Here is a 16,493-nt window from a genome sequence, read left to right as displayed (position 1 = left end):
TTCCTCAAGCTCTTAGTGATCGACAAGAACCATCGACGCGGGATTCCAAGTCAGCCACACCTCCGCGCCGGAGGCAGGAATTTGCGACTTTGAGCATTCCACCAAATACGTTGCACCGGAGTTGTCAGAAACGGTAACGATGCAGCGGCTTCCAAGAAAGAGTTCTTTCTCGATACGAACGGGGATAGCAGGGGCTTGCATCTCATCGACTGTGTCTGAGCCGAGCAGGATCAGATCTTCAGGGCGCAGAACGATCGACAGCGACGAGTGCTGTTTGAGGATCGCGCGCGGAAGAGGCAATGAGAAGGTAGCGCGGCCTGTCCGTATAAGGGTCCGTCCATCGCCACCCTGTTCCAAGCTCGTCACGTCAATCAGGTTCGCCTCCCCCAAAAAGCGGGCAACGAAACGAGACTTCGGTCGGAAATAGAGTTCGGATGGGGTGTCGTATTGCAGGATTTCCCCACCATCCATGATCGCGACCTTGTCCGATAGGATGAACGCCTCTTCCTGATCGTGCGTTACATAGACCGCGGTAATGCCGGTGCGCTGTTGGATTTCCCGCAGATCGGCGCCCAGTTGCTGCCGGAGCCTACGGTCGAGCGCACCCATGGGCTCATCGAGCAGGAGCAGCGCGGGGCGATAGACCAGCGCGCGTCCGATCGCGACACGCTGTTGTTGACCACCGCTGAGTTCGCCCACCGCACGATCGCCCGCATTGGGGAGCTCGATAAGCTCAAGAATTTCGTGTACACGACGCCGCCGATCGGCTTGCGGCCATTTGTGCAGCTTCAAGGGATATTCGATGTTCTGCGCGACGGTCATATGCGGAAATAGCGCGTAGTTTTGGAAGACGAACCCGATGTTACGCGCCTGAACCGGAAGACGGGTGACATCTTTCGCGCCGATCATGATTACGCCTGAGCTCGGGGTGAGAAGTCCGGCGATCGTTCGTAGAAGTGTCGTCTTTCCAGAGCCCGAAGGACCGAGCAAGGTGCAGAACGAGCCAGGCTCGATACTAAGAGCTGTTTTTTTTAGCCCTAAGTAGCCGTTGGCGAACCGAATTTCGACGTCTCTCACCTCGATACCGTTCGCCCGCTCCGCTTCGTTTTTTTCCGAGCGGGATTTCGTCGTGGTGGCGTCTTGGCTGATCATATTGCTACCCTCCTCCGCTAGCCCGGGACGGCGACCGACATCGCTCATCGGACTGCTATTTGCCCATCATAGCGGGCTACCTCATTTTTTATCAAGACGCTTGTGATAAAAAAAGCCTGTTGAAGCTTGCGCTACGGATTCTTTTTGTTACATTTGTCTTAGCAAAGGCAAACCAGAGGAAGGGGAATGCAAATGAGGAAATTGACCAGCAAGGCCACGTTTATCGTCGCAGGCGCAGCGCTCACGCTGTCGTCGGTGGCTTCGTACGCCGCCGACATTCTGCCGGCCGACGTGAAAGCAAAAATATCGGGAGAGCTCGTCTGGCACGATGGCTCCGGTGGTGCCACGACGCGGGCCCGTGAGGAAACGGTAATCAAGGACTTCGCGGCCGAGACCGGGGTCGAAGTCAAAGGCGACTTCAACTCCGACATGACTAAGTACTTCGCGGCGATGGACAGCGGCGCCTCGATTCCTTGGAGCATGATCGAGTTCCCGACAAAGGGCGACTTTATCAAGGCCCGTGACGCCGGCTACGTTCAGAAGCTCGATCCCAGCATCGTCGATCTGAGCAAACTCGGCCCTACGGCGCACGACGAATATGGCGTGGATGTTTTGCGCTATGGCATCGTCTTCACGTATAACACCAGCAAATTCGCGACCGATAACGCGCCGGCCAGCGTCGTCGATCTTTTTGACGTAAAACGTTTCCCCGGCAAGCGCTGCCTGTTTAAGTATCCCCAGTTCGGCGGCGTGCTGGAGGCCGCGCTTCTTGCCGACGGCGCGACGCGCGACAATCTCTACCCCCTGGACTTAGACAAGGCCTTCGCGAAGCTTGACACCATCAAGTCTGACATCCTCTGGTGGTCCAACGGCGATGACGCGATCCGCCTTCTTTCAAGCGGCGAGTGCTCAATGGGCATCGCCTGGAGCGGCCGCGTCTACAGCGCAGTGAAGAACGACAACGCGCCGCTCGCCGCGAAATGGGAGAATTCGCTCTACTCCCAGGCCGTATATGCCATTCCTAAAGGCGCACCGAATGCCAACGCCGGCCAAGCGATGATTGCCCATTTCATCGCCGACCAGGAAGGGCAGAAGGCGCTTGTCAAGCAGATCACTTATGCAACGGATATTGTCGGCCTCGACAGCACTGCGTACGGTGACGATCTTGGACCGTGGATCGTAGCAGGCGATAATGCTAAGAAAGCGATCGAGGAAAACGCCGACTACTACGCGAAAAATATCACGGAAGTAGTTGATCGTTTCAATCGTTGGGTCGCCCTCAATTAAAGAAAGAATGACATGCCTCGCCTGGTGGATCACAACGAACGACGAAAGCAGATTTGCGACGTTCTATTGGATGTCGTCTCGGAGGCCGGCATAGCGGCGGCCACCATCCGGGAGGTTGCGGATCGTTCGGGATGGTCCACCGGCGTCATCGGCCACTACTTCAAAAATCGTCAGGATCTTCTCCTTGGCGGATTGCGCCGAGCCGCCGAAATCCTTGGCGAACATAATACGCGCGTTATAAATACGCTGGAGGGCATCGCTGCCCTCGAGCAAATCCTCGAAGGCAGCATTCCCCTGGACAAGCGTCGGCTTGCGCTGTGCCGAATCTTCTTCTTTTTCTATGCCGAAGGCATGACTGAAGCTGATTTGAGGCAGGAGCTTGAGAGCTATCTCGTGGGATGGAGAAAGTCCGCGACACGGGCCATTCGTCAGGCGCAAGCGCACGGTGATCTGCCCCCGGACCTGGAGCCGAAAAGAGTGGCGGCCGACCTTGTCGGTCTCGCGGACGGGTTGAGCATTCACTCGCTTCTTGATCCGCGGGTGATGAGTCAACTTCGGGAACAGTCGCCTATCAGATACTGGATACGTCGACTGGGAACCGAAGTGTCGTCGAGTGACAAAGGCGAGCCAGCGCCGCCTACCCGGTATGCCTCCGCATAGCGGGCAACAGTACACATAAACGGGAACGCACATGTCGAATGTTATTTCCTCTACCCTCGGGTGGACAGTATCTTCTATTCTCGGCGATACGGGTCCTCAGGTTTTGCACCAGCCGGAAAAGCTCGCTCTCGTCTGGGAGCACGGTGCGCTTACCTACGGGCAATTACGGTCCAGAGCGCTGAAGCTGGCCGGCGCGTTTCGAGCGGCTGGGCTTCAGACTGGCGACCGCGTTGCCTCGATGCTCTATAACCGGGGCGAAATCTTCGAGCTCTATTTCGCCTGCGCTTTCGCCGGTCTTGTGTTCGTACCCGTGAGTTTCCGGCTAACCGCCAGCGAAGTGGCCTCAATTCTCGATGACAGCGGCGCTAAGCTCTTCTTCGTGGAAACTGAGACCTCGCCCGTAGCCGAGGACGCGTCGAGGGCTATAGCAAACGGCCCAAAACTAGTCGTGCTTGAGGCCAATGCAGGCGGATCTGCGTATGAGGCCTTCGCCGATGCTTGTCCGTCCCTGGCCTCTGCGATCCCACATGACGTACAAATGATCTTGTACACCTCTGGGACGACGGGAAAGCCGAAGGGCGTCGTGATGCGTTCGCTCGCAGTCATATGGTGTGCCATGCAGCAGGCCAGCATCTTCAAGCAGATGAACCAAGAGACGGTCATGCTTCTCAATGCGCCGATGTACAACACGGCTGCGTTGAATGAGAGCTCCATCCCGACGTTCCTCGTCGGCGGAACCGTCGCCATAATGCCGAGCCGCGGATGGAGCGCGGAGCGACTAGGCGAGTTTATCCAGAAGTGGAACGTGTCGCACGCCCTTATCTTCCCGTCCATGTTCCGCAATATGATCGAAGCAGACGATCGCGAGCCCTTGCCCCTCCAGTCCATGAAATGGTGGTACACGGGTGGTGAAAATTGCCCCCCCGCGCTCATCGCTGAAGCGCGTCGACGCTGGCCCCACATCCATCTGGCGATCGCCTACGGCTCCACGGAATGCGGTCTCCCAACGCTAATTGATGGCGACGATATCGATCTTCACCCTGGATCGGTCGGTCGGTGCGTTCCCGGCCAGTCAATCCGGCTCCTCGACGCCGACGGAAACTTGGTTCCTCCCGGAGGCGTAGGGGACGTGTGGACAGCTGGACCGGCGGTCATGAACAACTATTGGAACGCTCCCCAGCTCGATGCGGAAACGGTGCGTGACGGCTGGCTCAGGATCGGCGACCTCGCGACCATCGACGACGAGGGCTGGATCCGCATCGTCGGACGTAGCAAGGACCTCATTATCTCGAAGGGACAGAACATCTACCCTGCGGAGATCGAGAACGTCATACGCCAGCATCCCGCGGTCATCGACGTCGCTGTGGTCGGCCTTCCCGACGAGGAGTTCACAGAGGTGGTTTGCGCCGCGATCGTGCCACGGAAGGAAGGGACCATCTCCAAGGAAGAGATCATGGCGTTTCTTCTTACGAAGCTCGCATCCTACAAGAAGCCGCGACACATCGTCTTCGTCGACAGCTTCCCTATCCGAAATGCAACAAAGGTCGACAAGAAGGAACTGGCGAGCATCTGCGCCAAGATCCTAGCAATCTGAGGAGGAATGGGATGACCCAGAACATTAGTCCTGAATGGCAGGCTTTGCTGGAAGAACTGGATCGTCGTCGCGAAATCGCGCTCGCATCGAGCGGACCAGACCGGATTGCACGCGAGCATCGCTACGGTCGCTCCACGGCACGCGAACGGATTGCCAAAATCGCGGATCCCGACAGCTTTCTCGAGATCGGGACTTTCGTGACCACACCTACCGAGGATGGCTCTCTCCTCGCACCTACGTTCGTTTGCGGCCTCTGCGAAATCGACGGTCGCCCGGTGGCAATCGGCGCGGAAGATTTCAGTGTTGAAGGCGGCGGCGCGGGCGTGCACCTTGTGCGCTACAAGGGCGGTTGGGGCGGGTTCATCGAAGAATTTGCGATCGGTTACAAAATCCCGTTCGTCATGCTGATCAACGGGGTCGGTGGCTCCATCCTTCTGCAGGATCAGATCGGCTATCCGGAACTGCAGTCCGCCAACCCCACCTATCCTATGTTCGAGTTGCTGCAACAAGTCCCCGTTCTGGCTGCCGTGCTAGGCCCTACCGCCGGCAGCTCTGCGGCCCGAGCGCACATATCGCACTTCTCCGTCATGACCTCGGACAACGGGTGTCTATTCGCCGGAGGCCCTCCCGTGGTTAAGCAGGCCCTTGGTTTGGAGATCGACAAGTTCGCCCTTGGTGGCGTCGCGATCCATACCCGTTCATCTGGTCTGATTGACAACGCTGCCGAAAACGAGGATGTGGCGCTTGCTCAAGTCCGTCAGGTCCTCTCATACCTGCCAGACAATGTCAGCCGCCGGCCGGCAGTCATTGAGACTTGGGCCGAAAATGATCAGAACGAGCTCTTTTCGATCGTGTCTCCGAGTTTGAGACGCGCCTACGACGTTCACAAGCTGATACGGTGCATCGCAGACCAGGACACGTTCTTCGAAATCGCGCCGGACTACGGTCGTTCGCTTCGCACTGGCCTGGCCCGGATCGAAGGTCACACGATTGGGATCCTGGCTTCGGACGCGCGGTTCGTCGCCGGATCTCTGGATGTGCAGTCTTCTCTGAAGCAGGCCAAGTTCGTCGAGCTCTGTGACCGATTTCATATTCCGATCGCATATCTCGTCGATGTTCCGGGCTTCCTCGTAGGGCCGAAGGCGGAGGAAGCAGGTGTCCTGACGTTTGGCGCAATGGCGCTTCGGGCAATCCAGCAAGCGAAGGTGCCCGTGATAACGGTACAGGTCCGTCGGTCCTTTGGCCTCGGCGGCGTGGCGACAGGAAGCCGCAATCCTTTGAGCTTGCGGCTCGTGTGGCCAAGCGCGGCTTGGGGCGACATGCCGATAGAAGGCGGCGTCGAAGCGGCGTTCCGAGCAGAACTGGAAGCTGCACCGCCTGAGGAACGAGCGGCTTTAAAGGCGCAGCTGACGAAACGGTTCGAAGAACAGACATCGATCTGGAAGGCTGTCGAAAACTTCGGCGCGGAAGAAATGATCGATCCCCGAGACACGCGCAAATATCTCGCGCGACTCCTCAGGCTCGCATATCGCATGCCGCAGGAAGGTCGAAGTGGATGAGGTACGTTTCAGTTACCTCCCTTGCCGGGCAAAGACGTCATGTCGGCGTCGCCGCAACGAAGTTCGCCTTGCTACTGCCAGCAATCTTCGTCCTCTCCTTATCGTTGGGCTGGCCGCTCTTGACGATCATCATGCGCAGCCTGAACGAAAAGGGCCGATCGAGCTTTTCGGAGCCGCTTTACTTTGGCCACTACGCAGCGATCGTCCAGGACGATTTGTTGCGTCAGGTAGCGCTGCACAGCGTGATGCTCGCATTCGTGTCGATGATCGCAACGGTGCTTTTGGCATTTCCGGCCGCATACGTGATTTCGCGCCTCTCCCGGCGTTTGTCATCGCTGATGATGGTCCTCGTGCTTATGCCGTTCTGGGTATCGATCATCGTGAGATTATTTGCCTTCACCACCATCCTCGGTACGCAAGGCATCATCAATTCCGCTGCTGGAGCGCTCGGGCTTGGCCCGTTTCCCCTGCTGTACAACACGTTCGCGACGATCGTCGGCATGGTCGCCTACCTGCTGCCATATCTAATTCTCATCCTCGTTTCGGCGATGATGTCGATCGATACCTCGCTTCTCACCGCCGCTCGAACAATGGGCGCATCTGAAAGTCGTGTCTTCCTCGACATCTATTTCCCGCAGGTCCGCCCGGCGCTGCTGGGTGGAAGCGTGCTGGTCTTCGTCCTGGGGCTTGGCTTCTTCCTGACACCGGCAATCCTCGGCGGTCCGCACAATCTGACCATCCCGATCTTCATCCAGCAGCAGGTCCAGAACTACCAGTGGGGCAAGGCAGCGGCGATGGGCATCGTCCTGCTGGCGGTCTCGATCGTTGGATATGCCGTGGCACTTAAGGTAGGGGGTAAGGGAATGCTTTCGCCGGTCCAGCAAGGCTCGCGCGGCGCTTCAGCCCGCGCCCCCCTTCGACCAACTCCGGTGACCAGTATTTGCGTCGTGGTGCTCGTCTTCGATCTCATTCTGCTGATCCTACCGCTCCTTGTCGTCATCCCGACGTCGGTCACTCCGACCACGCAGATTCAATTCCCACCGGTTGGCTTCAGTACCAAGTGGTTCATCGAGGCTCTGACGTCATCGATCTGGATCGATGCGTTCCTCAAGAGCATCAGGGTTGGCGTCATGACGGCAGTTTTCGCTTCCCTCTGCGGCCTCGCGCTCGCCAGGGTCGGGACGCGTTCAAAGTCTGCGGCGCTCAAGTCAGCCATTCAGATGGCCGCCATTATGCCTCTGATCGTTCCGGTCATTTTACTCGGTATCGGAATCTATGACGTCCAAGGTCGGCTGGGCATGCTGGGCAGCGACTTCGGACTAGTCGTCGCTCATGCCGTACTTTGCTTGCCACTTGTGTTCCTCGTGCTGGCCAATGCACTTGCTGCCGTCGATATCTCGATCGAGCAAGCGGCCTGGTCGATGGGTGCGAGCAGTACCAGGGCCTTCTGGGATATGGTCGTGCCGCTCGCCATGCCGGCGCTCGTTGGCGCGTTCCTCATCTCCTTCGTGACGTCTTGGGACGAGGCTGTGCTGGCGATGTTCCAGACGGAACTCGATAAAACACTGCCAGTCACGATCTATTCCTTCCTTCGAAGCGGCATCACTCCGGCGGTCTCAGCTGTCGCGACAATCATCATCGCACCGGTCTTGATCGGCACAATCATCGTCGCCGCAAAATCTTTCACTACAAGTCGAAGTGCTACAAAAGTGAGATCCTAGCTCATGGCAACCGAACGTTTTCCAAGCGGCTCCGCGTCAATCGTGGGAGCCTTTGAGTCCCCGCGTCGAAAGGCGCCTGGCGTCCATCCCTACCAAATCCACTCTGAGGTGATCGCCGGGGCGCTTGCCGATGCCGGTCTGACGATTGCTGACGTCGACGGTTTCGCTACGGCAGCCTCGTTTCCCTCCGAAGCGGGCTGGCAGCTGAATGCCGTCGAGATCGCCGAATACGTGGGTATCAACCCCTCTTGGGTGTGCAGCACCGATATCGGAGGAGCCGCAGCTCTGAGCCATGTCGGCAACGCCGTCGCGGCGATCAAGGCCGGTCTCTGCAACACAGTCGTCGTTTCATACGCCTCATCCGGCCGCTCATGGCCTCTGAGCGCAAGCGACTTCAATACCGGGCAGACCGGACCGGGCGAGTTCGAGGTACCGTACGGAGTTTCGACAATTTCCGCTTATGCGTTGGCCGCGACGCGATACATGCACCAGTACGGACTCAAGTCGGAACACCTCGCCGAAATCGCCGTTCAAGCGCGCCGGTACGCACATTTGAATCCGGAGGCGATGTACCGCGATCTTATCACGATCGATGACGTCCTCTCCTCTCCGATGATCTCGTCGCCGCTTCACAAACTCGATTGTTGCGTCGTCAGCGACTCGGGCGGTGCAATCGTCGTCACGTCTAAGGACCGTGCACGCGACACGCGCCGAGGCGGGCCTTCTGTGTTGGGCTTCGGAGAAGCGATCAGCCACGGCCAGATGAACCAGATGTGCGACATGACCACCACTGTCGCTGAACATTCGGGCCGGCGGGCGTTCCAGACCGCTGGATTAACACCCGAAGAAATCCATGTTGCGCAGATCTACGATTCTTTCACGATCACGGTCGCTCTCACGCTCGAGGCCCTCGGCTTTGTTCCCAAGGGTGAAGTGGGCGACTTTATCTCCGAAGGTGGGATCGCGCCTGGCGGACGGCTCCCAATCAATACGGATGGTGGGGGCCTTTCATCGAACCACGCGGGAAGACGCGGCATGTTTGCGACAATCGAGGCAGTACGCCAGCTCCGAGGCGAAAGCCCCGGCCTTCAACTTGCTTCCCCAGATCTGTGCCTCATCAACGGTACCGGCGGCTGGCTTTCAGCCACGGCCACTCTCATTCTTGGAGGCAAACAATGATTGAAATGACCTCTGTCCATCCTGTCCACAATGCTCTCTCAAAGCATTGGTTCGAGGCGGCTAGCAGGGATGTCCTGCTCATTCAAAGGGATCCGCTTACCGGCGCGGCACAGATGTACCCTCGCGCCCGCGTGGCGGGCTTTCCAGAGCGAGAGCCGGAGTGGGCCGAAGCCACGGGCCGCGGCACTCTCTATTCCTTCACCGTCGTCGAGCGATCAATCCACAAGGAATTTGCGGCGATAACGCCGTTCGTTATCGCGATTGTCGATCTGGAAGAGGGTGCCCGTATCACAAGCTGGGTCGTCGATACACCGATCGAAAGAATCCAGTGCGATATGGCCCTCAAGGTCGTGTTCCGTGAAATTCATCCCGGCGTAAAAATGCCCTGCTTCGTGGAGGGCTGACGAATGGAAACCGTGTTCAACGACATCCAAGAAGGCGCGGAATACGAGTCCGCCGGCCGGACCATAACGGAAGCTGACATCGTGAATTTCGCCGGCTTGAGCGGGGACTTCAACCCGCTCCACATGGATGAAGAATGGGTTCGCGAAAATACCAAATACCCTTCCCGCATCGCGCACGGACTACTCGTTCATTCGATCGGCGAGGGCCTGAACTGCACAGAGCTTTCGGCGTGGAAAATTCTCGGCTTCCTGGAAACACAACGGCGGATGCTTCTTCCGGTGCTACCGGGCGACCGGATTTGCCAGCGTTACGTCGTGAAATCGAAACGCCCAAGCTCGAAGGACCCGTCGCGCGGTGTGGTCGAAGTGGAGGTCGCGATCCGCAACCAACGGGGCGAGATCGTGCAGGACGGATACAACAGATATCTTATCGGAGGTGGAGGCTGATGCGTGGCTTAAAGGACAAAGTCGTGGTCGTAACGGGCGGCGCGCAAGGGATCGGTAAAGCGACCGCTATCCGCCTGGCCGAGGAAGGTGCGATCTTGGTGATTGCGGACCGTAACCTTGATGGCGCAGCAGCGACGACCAGGGAAATCGACGCATCCGGCGCCCGTGCGTTGGCCGTCTCGCTCGATGTTTCGGATCGCGAAAGCTGGGCCCAAGCCGCGATCAAGATCAAGGAAACCTTTGACGGAGCAGACGGCCTTGTGAACAACGCCGGCCTGACACGTGACAAGTCCTTGCTAAAGATGGGCGAGGACGATTGGGATGTGGTCCTGAACGTCAACCTGAAAGGGGCGTGGCTCGGGTGCCAGGCCATCGTGCCCTTGATGGTTGGTCGCGGTGGCTCGATTGTAAACCTGTCGTCCGAAGCTCGGTGGGGCGCGTTTGGCCAGTCGAACTATTCGTCGGCGAAGTCGGGTCTGGTCGGCCTGACGCGGACCGTTGCAATCGAGCAAGCACGTAACGGTATTCGGGTAAATGCTGTCGCTCCGGGAACAACTACAACCCCGATGGTTGAAGCTGTTCCGGAGCAAATCCGCCAAGGATGGCTTGAGAGCATCCCCCTGCGGCGCGAGGCCAGTCCGGCGGAAATCGCCTCGGCGATTGTTTTCCTTCTCTCCGACGACGCTAGCTACGTGACAGGCCAGGTACTGGGCGTGAACGGCGGCTCTGCTCTTTGAATTGAAATGCATCCCAATGCGACCATCAACCTCAACGGTCTGATGGTCGCATTGGGAATTTGGATCGGGTTGTTTCACGTCGCCGCAGATGGACGCTTTCGCGGTTATATTGGTGTAGCGCACGAGAGGGCGGGCTTAGAATAGTTTCAATCGCACCAGATATATCCGAGGAATTCTTGCTGCACATGAACTCATGCACAGCACGGTGATGCTCCATGGCCTGGTTCGGCAAACCTGAATAGGCGGGGCCGGACAGATGCTCCTCGATATCGACGTCAACGTACCACATTTCATGACCCGCCGCCTTCACGATCGCTTGTATCGCCTCGTGCCATGTGTGGGCGATTGGACCGGTAGAGTGTAGGATCTGCCGGTATGCCCTGCCTCTAGGGACCGTCGCCGCCGTGTCTGCTATGTCGCGGGTATCGACAAACGCAGTTGGCCAACCCTTAGTAGGCACCCCAACCTCGCCCTCGTCGCGTAACTTCGGAAGGAAGTACTCGGGGGCGGAGAAGTTCTGTATAAACCAATGGGGCGCAAAATCGTCCACTCGAATCTCGAGGTTTCGATCAGCCGCTCGACGCGCCGTTCGTCGAGATTTTCATTCCGAGTTTCAGCCGCGATGCCTGACAAAAGCACGATGCGCCGGACCGATTTTGCGTCGTCCAGAAAGCTTGCCACCGTGGCTTCAACGTCCACAGCACCATAGGCGTTCGGTTTGACAAGGTAGACGCAGACAACGTTCGCAAGAACTGCTTTCCAGGTTTCAGGAACATTCCAATCGAACGCCCGTCCGCCGGAACCATGGGGTCGCCTAGACGCGCCGATTACGTCTACTGCCGACCTTGCTTGGAGACATTCCGTAACTTTACGACCGGTTTGACCGGTGGCTCCCAGAACTAAAACCTTCGTCATCGAGGTGTCCGTTCAGGTCGTGGTCAATAGGTGTGGCTGGAACATGTAAGTTCCAGCCACAACCGTCTACTAGCTTTTCACCTTCTCGCTGCGTGAATCGTACCAAGCGCCGAGTTGGACCTCGATTGGGTAGCGTTTCATCGCGACCTCCACCTCCCATTTGCCACTTGCCAGCCATTCCTTGGTCACGCCCTCGTTGGACGAGACATATCCAAGACCAAGCGAAGCCTTGACGCGGTGTCCGTACGCTCCCGACATAATCGACCCTACAATGATGCCGTCACGAATAAGCGGCTCGTAGTGAAACAACATCGGATGTGTGCCCCCGGTCTCATTAGAGACTTTCACCTGCACAAGCCGCCTTTTCAAAGTGCCCTCGGCCTTCTGGCGTACCAAAACGTCTCGGCCGATAAACCCGCCTGGCTTATCCAGCGCAACGGTGAAAGCAACGCCCCCCTGGAACGGCGTATCCTCCTCACCGATATCGTGGCCCCAATGGCGATACCCTTTCTCCATTCGCATCGAATTGAGTGCGAAGAACCCAGCGTTCTTAAGCCCAAAATCTTGTCCGGCTTCCATCAGAACATCATAGACATGTGCCGCCATTTCGCTCGGGATGTAGAGTTCGAAGCCCAATTCGCCGACGAACGTCAACCGGCTGGCACGGACGCGCGCGTAGCCAAGATCGACCTCGCGGCTCGTGCCAAACGGGAAGAACTCGTTCGAGAAATCATCGGAGGAGACACTCGCGAGCAGGTCGCGGGACTTCGGTCCCCACAGCGCGAGCATCGCAAGCCCCGAGGTAACGTCTGTAATGTATACTTGGGCGCCTACAGGCACGCGTCGCTTGAACCAAGCAATATCGCGTCGCTGAGAAACAGCCACCGTGACGACCAGATAGGACTGTTCCGCCAGTCGGGTGATCGTTACGTCGGCCTCGATACCGCCGTTCTCATTCAGCCACTGAGTGTAAACAACCTTCCCAATCGGCACATCACATTCAGCCGCGCTGATCCAGTTCAGGGACTTTAAAGCGTCAGGGCCTTCGACTATATATTTGACAAAGCAGCTATGGTCGAAGAGTGAGACATTCTCGGCTGTGTTGGCGCACTCAGCCGCGACATTGTCGAACCAGCTCGGCTTTGAATACGAATATTCGATGTTGGCAAGCTCGTCCTCTGTGCCATAGAAGCCAGGGCGCTCCCATCCTGCGAGTTCGGTCATGAACGCACCTGATGCCAACAGGCGGTCGTGGAACGGCGAGCGGCGAACGCCTCGCGCGGTTTCGAATTGCTTCCCCGGCCAATGCATGTCGAACAGCGTGCCGATGGTCTCGACGGAGCGGTCGGCAAGATACTTCTTGTTTCGCTGAAACGATTGCGTTCGGCGAACGTCGACATCCAGCAGTTCGACCGGCGGACGACCTTCAGCGATCCATGATGCCATTGCCTTCCCGACACCACCTGATGAAAGGATCCCGATGGAATTGAAGCCGGTCGCGGCGAAAAGGCCGTCGATTTCCGATGTCTCACCAAGATGGTAGCGATTGTCCGGAGTGAAACTTTCGGGACCGTTGAAGAAGAGCTGGATGCCAGTCTCCTGCAGGACAGGAACGCGCTCCATGGCCATCTCAAGGTATGGACTGATGTGCTCCAAGTCCTCGGGGATCGTATCGAAGCAAAAGCTCTCGGATATGCCGTTCTGACCCCACGGTTTCGCTCCGGGTTCAAAGAAGCCAATTAGCAGCTTGCCGGCATCTTCCTTGTAATAAGCCCACTCATCGGCTGTGAACATAACCGGAAGATTGCGCGGCAGCTCTGGGATAGCCTCGGTCACCACATAGAAGTGTTCTGCGGCATGCAAGGGAATGGTCACGCCGATTTGAGCTGCGAGGTCACGGGACCACATCCCACCTGCGATGACCACTTTCTTGGCAGAAATCCGCCCCTGCTCGGTCATTGCGCCGACAGCCTTGCCGCTCTCGGTGAGGATTTGTGTAACCTTAATATTCTCGAGGATCTTGGCGCCGCCCTGGCGAGCTCCCTTTACGTAGGCCATCGTCACGTCGGCAGGATTAACCTGGCCGTCATTGGGGAACCAGAAACCACCCACGAGCCCTTCAGTGCTGATCGGAGACCAACGCTCCTTGATCTGATCAACGGTCATGGCCTCGACGGGCAGGCCGAAATTTCTCCCCATCGACGCACCACGTGCCAATTCCTCATAGCGAGCCTGCGTCTTCGCAAGGCGCAAAGAACCGTTCTGCTTGAAACCGGTCGCCTGCCCAGTCTCTTCCTCGAGCCGCCCAAAGAGCTCTCCGGTATATTGCGCAAGTTCCGTCATACGCTGCGTTGCACGGAGCTGCGTCACAAGACCGGCGGCGTGCCAAGTCGTTCCACTCGTGAGCTGTCGACGCTCACAAAGAACAACGTCCTTGATGCCGAGCTTCGTCAGATGATAGGCAATCGAGCAGCCCGCGATACCGCCGCCGATGATGACGACATCGGCCTGTGATGGAATATCCATTCCTGTGTCCTTTAGATTTGGAGCCTGCCCTGCCCTCGTAGCTCCTGCTGGCGGACATGGTTCTATCCGGCGATCAGAGGCATTGATGGCAGATCTTAATCTCGCCGGCTCGCCCGCATTCGGGATCGGTCCGTCTGAAAAGGATTCATATCATATCAGGGCTGAAACTCTACAGAAATCATGCCGAGTTTATAAAAATCTCTCGGCCCACCTTCCGGCAAGGGACGAAGGTTCATCGCCGGCAATCGCTTTAGAAAGTCGGGGGGGTGTTCACCCAGATCAGTTTACAAGCCTTCGAGCCAACAGAGCGCCAGGAGTGCGCGCGGTGACTTTCGAAATACATGGCATCGCCTGGGTTCAAGGTAGCGAGACCTAGCCCATCCACTTCGATCTCAAAGCTACCCTCTAACACCCGGATGAACTCCTCGCCTTCATGCCGGTAGAAACCCTCACTTCCGGCACCCGGTTCAAGCGTCCACTCCTGACAGTCCATCATCCGCGGACCAGAAGCTAACTCTCTGATCTGAATGCCCTTGCCGAGTGAAGGAAGCTGTCGCCCCTCCCCGCTCCTTATGACGGCTTTCGGTGTTTCCTCTGGGCTGGCAGTGAGCTGCGTCACGGTAACGCCCAATGTTTCGGCTATAGCGCGCAACAGCGGGACACTGGCGCCTCGAGACGTGCGCTCAAGTGTGCTTATCACCGACGAGGACACGGCCAACACCTTCGCAAGCGCCGTTATCGTCAGACCCTTTTCGCGACGCAGCCGCCGGATCTCATACCCGAGCCTCGGAGGCGGAAGGTTTTCGCTTCCTGTTTCCTGGGAGACCAGATCCGTTCCGTCCAGTGAAGATTTGATCGCTGCAAGATTCAGGCCTTGGACGGATCTCAAGCGAACGATCTGATGTACGCGGGCGAAGTCATCCTCGGAGTACATCCGGTAGCCACTGGCCGTCCGTGTTGGAACGATGAGCCCATGTTGCTCCCAAAGCCGAAGCGTCGCCGGCGGCACACCGGTCGCAGCAGACAACTCTGAAACCTTATACTGTTTGCTCATGGCTTTCCTTGCTCGAAATCTCACAGTTGAGTGCTACGAGACTGCTCCGCAAACTGCAACCACGCGATTTGCCAAAGGCACACAGTCGGCGGCTCGATTGAAGGATTTCAGCACGGATTCACATGTTCGGATAGACCGGGCCTTCGCCGCCCTGCGGCGGCACCCAGTTGATGTTCTGGTTCGGGTCCTTGATGTCGCAGGTCTTGCAGTGCACGCAGTTCTGCGCGTTGATGACGAAGACCGGCTTGCCGTCCTTCTCCACCCACTCGTAGACGCCAGCCGGACAGTAGCGCGTCGACGGGCCGGCATAGATGTCGTGCTCGGAGCGCTTCTGCAGGCTCATGTCCTTGACCTGCAGATGCACCGGCTGATCCTCCTCGTGGTTGGTGTTCGACAGGAACACCGAGGACAGACGATCGAAGGTCAACACGCCATCGGGTTTCGGGTAATCGATCTTCGTGTGCTTTGCTGCCGGCTCGAGGCTCTGCGCATCGCTCTTGCCGTGCTTCAGCGTGCCGAACAGCGACAGACCGAACAACTGGTTGGTCCACATGTCGAGACCGCCGAGTGCCACGCCGATCGCCGTGCCGAATTTCGACCACAGCGGCTTGACGTTCCTGACCCGCTTCAGGTCCTTGCCGATATCGGTCTGGCGCCATTCGTTCTCGATCTCGACCGGCTCGTCATTGGCCCTGCCCGACGCGATCGCTTCTGCCAGTTTGTCAGCCGCCAGCATGCCAGACAGCACCGCATTGTGGCTGCCCTTGATGCGCGGCACGTTCACGAGGCCGGCCGAACAGCCGATCAGCGCGCCACCGGGGAACGACAGCTTCGGTACCGACTGGTAGCCGCCCTCGGTGATGGCGCGAGCACCATAGGACAGCCGCTTGCCGCCTTCAAAGGTGCCGCGGATGGCCGGATGGGTCTTGAACCGCTGGAACTCCTCGAAAGGGAAGAGGTATGGGTTCTTGTAGTTGAGGTGCACGACGAAGCCGACCGCGACGAGGTTGTCTTCCAGATGGTACAGGAACGAACCACCACCGGTCTTCATGCCGAGCGGCCAGCCGAACGAGTGCTGCACCAGGCCCGGACGGTGGTTCTCGGGCTTAACCTGCCAGAGCTCTTTCAGGCCGATGCCGAACTTCTGGACGTCGCGGTCTTTCGACAGATCGAACTTCGAAATCAGCTGCTTGGCGAGCGAGCCGCGCACGCCCTCGCCGATCAGCGTGTATTTGCCGAGCAGCGCCATGCCGCGGGC

14 protein-coding genes are annotated in these 16,493 nt (G+C 58.1%); 9 read left to right on the top strand and 5 right to left on the bottom strand.

Annotation, left to right across the window (positions count from 1 at the left end; genetic code table 11):
- Window positions 1–12: 12 nt before the first annotated feature.
- Window positions 13–1,152, bottom strand: a complete 1,140-nt coding sequence (locus tag ACTJKM_RS34775) for an ABC transporter ATP-binding protein (RefSeq protein ID WP_427143503.1) — start codon at window positions 1,150–1,152, stop codon at window positions 13–15.
- 192 nt (window positions 1,153–1,344) lie between these two features.
- Here ACTJKM_RS34775 and ACTJKM_RS34770 point away from each other — a divergent pair, with 192 nt between their 5' ends.
- The 9 genes from ACTJKM_RS34770 to ACTJKM_RS34730 are packed head-to-tail and all read left to right on the top strand — an operon-like array spanning window position 1,345 to window position 10,740.
- Entirely contained in the window at window positions 1,345–2,439 is a 1,095-nt protein-coding gene (locus ACTJKM_RS34770) for an extracellular solute-binding protein (protein ID WP_440639651.1), read from the top strand.
- A gap of 12 nt (window positions 2,440–2,451) precedes the next feature.
- Window positions 2,452–3,099, top strand: a complete 648-nt coding sequence (locus tag ACTJKM_RS34765; RefSeq protein ID WP_427143505.1) for a TetR/AcrR family transcriptional regulator — start codon at window positions 2,452–2,454, stop codon at window positions 3,097–3,099.
- 31 nt (window positions 3,100–3,130) lie between these two features.
- Complete coding sequence (locus ACTJKM_RS34760; RefSeq protein WP_427143506.1) at window positions 3,131–4,693, top strand: class I adenylate-forming enzyme family protein; 1,563 nt, start codon at window positions 3,131–3,133, stop codon at window positions 4,691–4,693.
- 11 nt (window positions 4,694–4,704) lie between these two features.
- Window positions 4,705–6,252, top strand: a complete 1,548-nt coding sequence (locus tag ACTJKM_RS34755; protein WP_427143507.1) for an acyl-CoA carboxylase subunit beta — start codon at window positions 4,705–4,707, stop codon at window positions 6,250–6,252.
- Entirely contained in the window at window positions 6,249–7,973 is a 1,725-nt protein-coding gene (locus ACTJKM_RS34750; RefSeq protein ID WP_440661839.1) for an ABC transporter permease subunit, read from the top strand. Before ACTJKM_RS34755 ends, ACTJKM_RS34750 begins: the two co-directional genes overlap by 4 nt.
- Before the next feature lie 3 nt (window positions 7,974–7,976).
- A complete protein-coding gene (locus ACTJKM_RS34745) occupies window positions 7,977–9,152 on the top strand; it encodes a thiolase C-terminal domain-containing protein (protein WP_427143509.1) in 1,176 nt (391 codons plus the stop codon).
- Window positions 9,149–9,556, top strand: coding sequence for a Zn-ribbon domain-containing OB-fold protein (locus ACTJKM_RS34740; protein WP_427143510.1), 408 nt, complete (start codon window positions 9,149–9,151; stop codon window positions 9,554–9,556). The genes ACTJKM_RS34745 and ACTJKM_RS34740 overlap by 4 nt, the downstream gene beginning before the upstream one ends.
- A 3-nt stretch (window positions 9,557–9,559) precedes the next feature.
- Window positions 9,560–10,003 carry a MaoC family dehydratase gene (locus tag ACTJKM_RS34735; protein WP_427143511.1) on the top strand — a complete coding sequence of 148 codons (444 nt, stop codon included), beginning with the start codon at window positions 9,560–9,562 and terminating at the stop codon, window positions 10,001–10,003.
- Window positions 10,003–10,740 (top strand): SDR family oxidoreductase, encoded by a 738-nt coding sequence (locus ACTJKM_RS34730; RefSeq protein ID WP_427143512.1) that lies wholly within the window; start codon window positions 10,003–10,005, stop codon window positions 10,738–10,740. Before ACTJKM_RS34735 ends, ACTJKM_RS34730 begins: the two co-directional genes overlap by 1 nt.
- Window positions 10,741–11,151: 411 nt before the next feature.
- Here ACTJKM_RS34730 and ACTJKM_RS34725 read toward each other — a convergent pair whose 3' ends face one another.
- From ACTJKM_RS34725 to ACTJKM_RS34710, 4 genes are all read right to left on the bottom strand, one after another.
- Entirely contained in the window at window positions 11,152–11,655 is a 504-nt protein-coding gene (locus tag ACTJKM_RS34725) for an SDR family oxidoreductase (RefSeq protein WP_427143513.1), read from the bottom strand.
- A gap of 69 nt (window positions 11,656–11,724) precedes the next feature.
- A complete protein-coding gene (locus ACTJKM_RS34720) occupies window positions 11,725–14,181 on the bottom strand; it encodes a GcvT family protein (RefSeq protein ID WP_427143514.1) in 2,457 nt (818 codons plus the stop codon).
- A gap of 250 nt (window positions 14,182–14,431) precedes the next feature.
- Window positions 14,432–15,235 (bottom strand): MerR family transcriptional regulator, encoded by an 804-nt coding sequence (locus ACTJKM_RS34715; protein ID WP_427143515.1) that lies wholly within the window; start codon window positions 15,233–15,235, stop codon window positions 14,432–14,434.
- A 118-nt stretch (window positions 15,236–15,353) separates the two neighbouring features.
- A partial coding sequence (locus ACTJKM_RS34710; protein WP_427143636.1) for an electron transfer flavoprotein-ubiquinone oxidoreductase occupies window positions 15,354–16,493 on the bottom strand: 1,140 nt, incomplete at its 5' end.

It is taken from the genome of Ensifer sp. 22460, from assembly GCF_052044935.1.
Taxonomy (GTDB): Bacteria; Pseudomonadota; Alphaproteobacteria; order Rhizobiales; family Rhizobiaceae; genus Ensifer.
Note: the sequence above shows the minus strand (reverse complement) of the source record. Positions and strands in the feature narration are given on the sequence as shown.

Coding starts and splice junctions, on each gene's coding strand:
- ACTJKM_RS34775 (WP_427143503.1), bottom strand. CDS start 1,152: ATGATCAGCCAAGACGCCACCACGACGAAATCCCGCTCGGAAAAAAAC.
- ACTJKM_RS34765 (WP_427143505.1), top strand. CDS start 2,452: ATGCCTCGCCTGGTGGATCACAACGAACGACGAAAGCAGATTTGCGAC.
- ACTJKM_RS34740 (WP_427143510.1), top strand. CDS start 9,149: ATGATTGAAATGACCTCTGTCCATCCTGTCCACAATGCTCTCTCAAAG.
- ACTJKM_RS34745 (WP_427143509.1), top strand. CDS start 7,977: ATGGCAACCGAACGTTTTCCAAGCGGCTCCGCGTCAATCGTGGGAGCC.
- ACTJKM_RS34755 (WP_427143507.1), top strand. CDS start 4,705: ATGACCCAGAACATTAGTCCTGAATGGCAGGCTTTGCTGGAAGAACTG.
- ACTJKM_RS34715 (WP_427143515.1), bottom strand. CDS start 15,235: ATGAGCAAACAGTATAAGGTTTCAGAGTTGTCTGCTGCGACCGGTGTG.
- ACTJKM_RS34725 (WP_427143513.1), bottom strand. CDS start 11,655: ATGACGAAGGTTTTAGTTCTGGGAGCCACCGGTCAAACCGGTCGTAAA.
- ACTJKM_RS34720 (WP_427143514.1), bottom strand. CDS start 14,181: ATGGATATTCCATCACAGGCCGATGTCGTCATCATCGGCGGCGGTATC.
- ACTJKM_RS34735 (WP_427143511.1), top strand. CDS start 9,560: ATGGAAACCGTGTTCAACGACATCCAAGAAGGCGCGGAATACGAGTCC.
- ACTJKM_RS34760 (WP_427143506.1), top strand. CDS start 3,131: ATGTCGAATGTTATTTCCTCTACCCTCGGGTGGACAGTATCTTCTATT.
- ACTJKM_RS34730 (WP_427143512.1), top strand. CDS start 10,003: ATGCGTGGCTTAAAGGACAAAGTCGTGGTCGTAACGGGCGGCGCGCAA.
- ACTJKM_RS34770 (WP_440639651.1), top strand. CDS start 1,345: ATGAGGAAATTGACCAGCAAGGCCACGTTTATCGTCGCAGGCGCAGCG.
- ACTJKM_RS34750 (WP_440661839.1), top strand. CDS start 6,249: ATGAGGTACGTTTCAGTTACCTCCCTTGCCGGGCAAAGACGTCATGTC.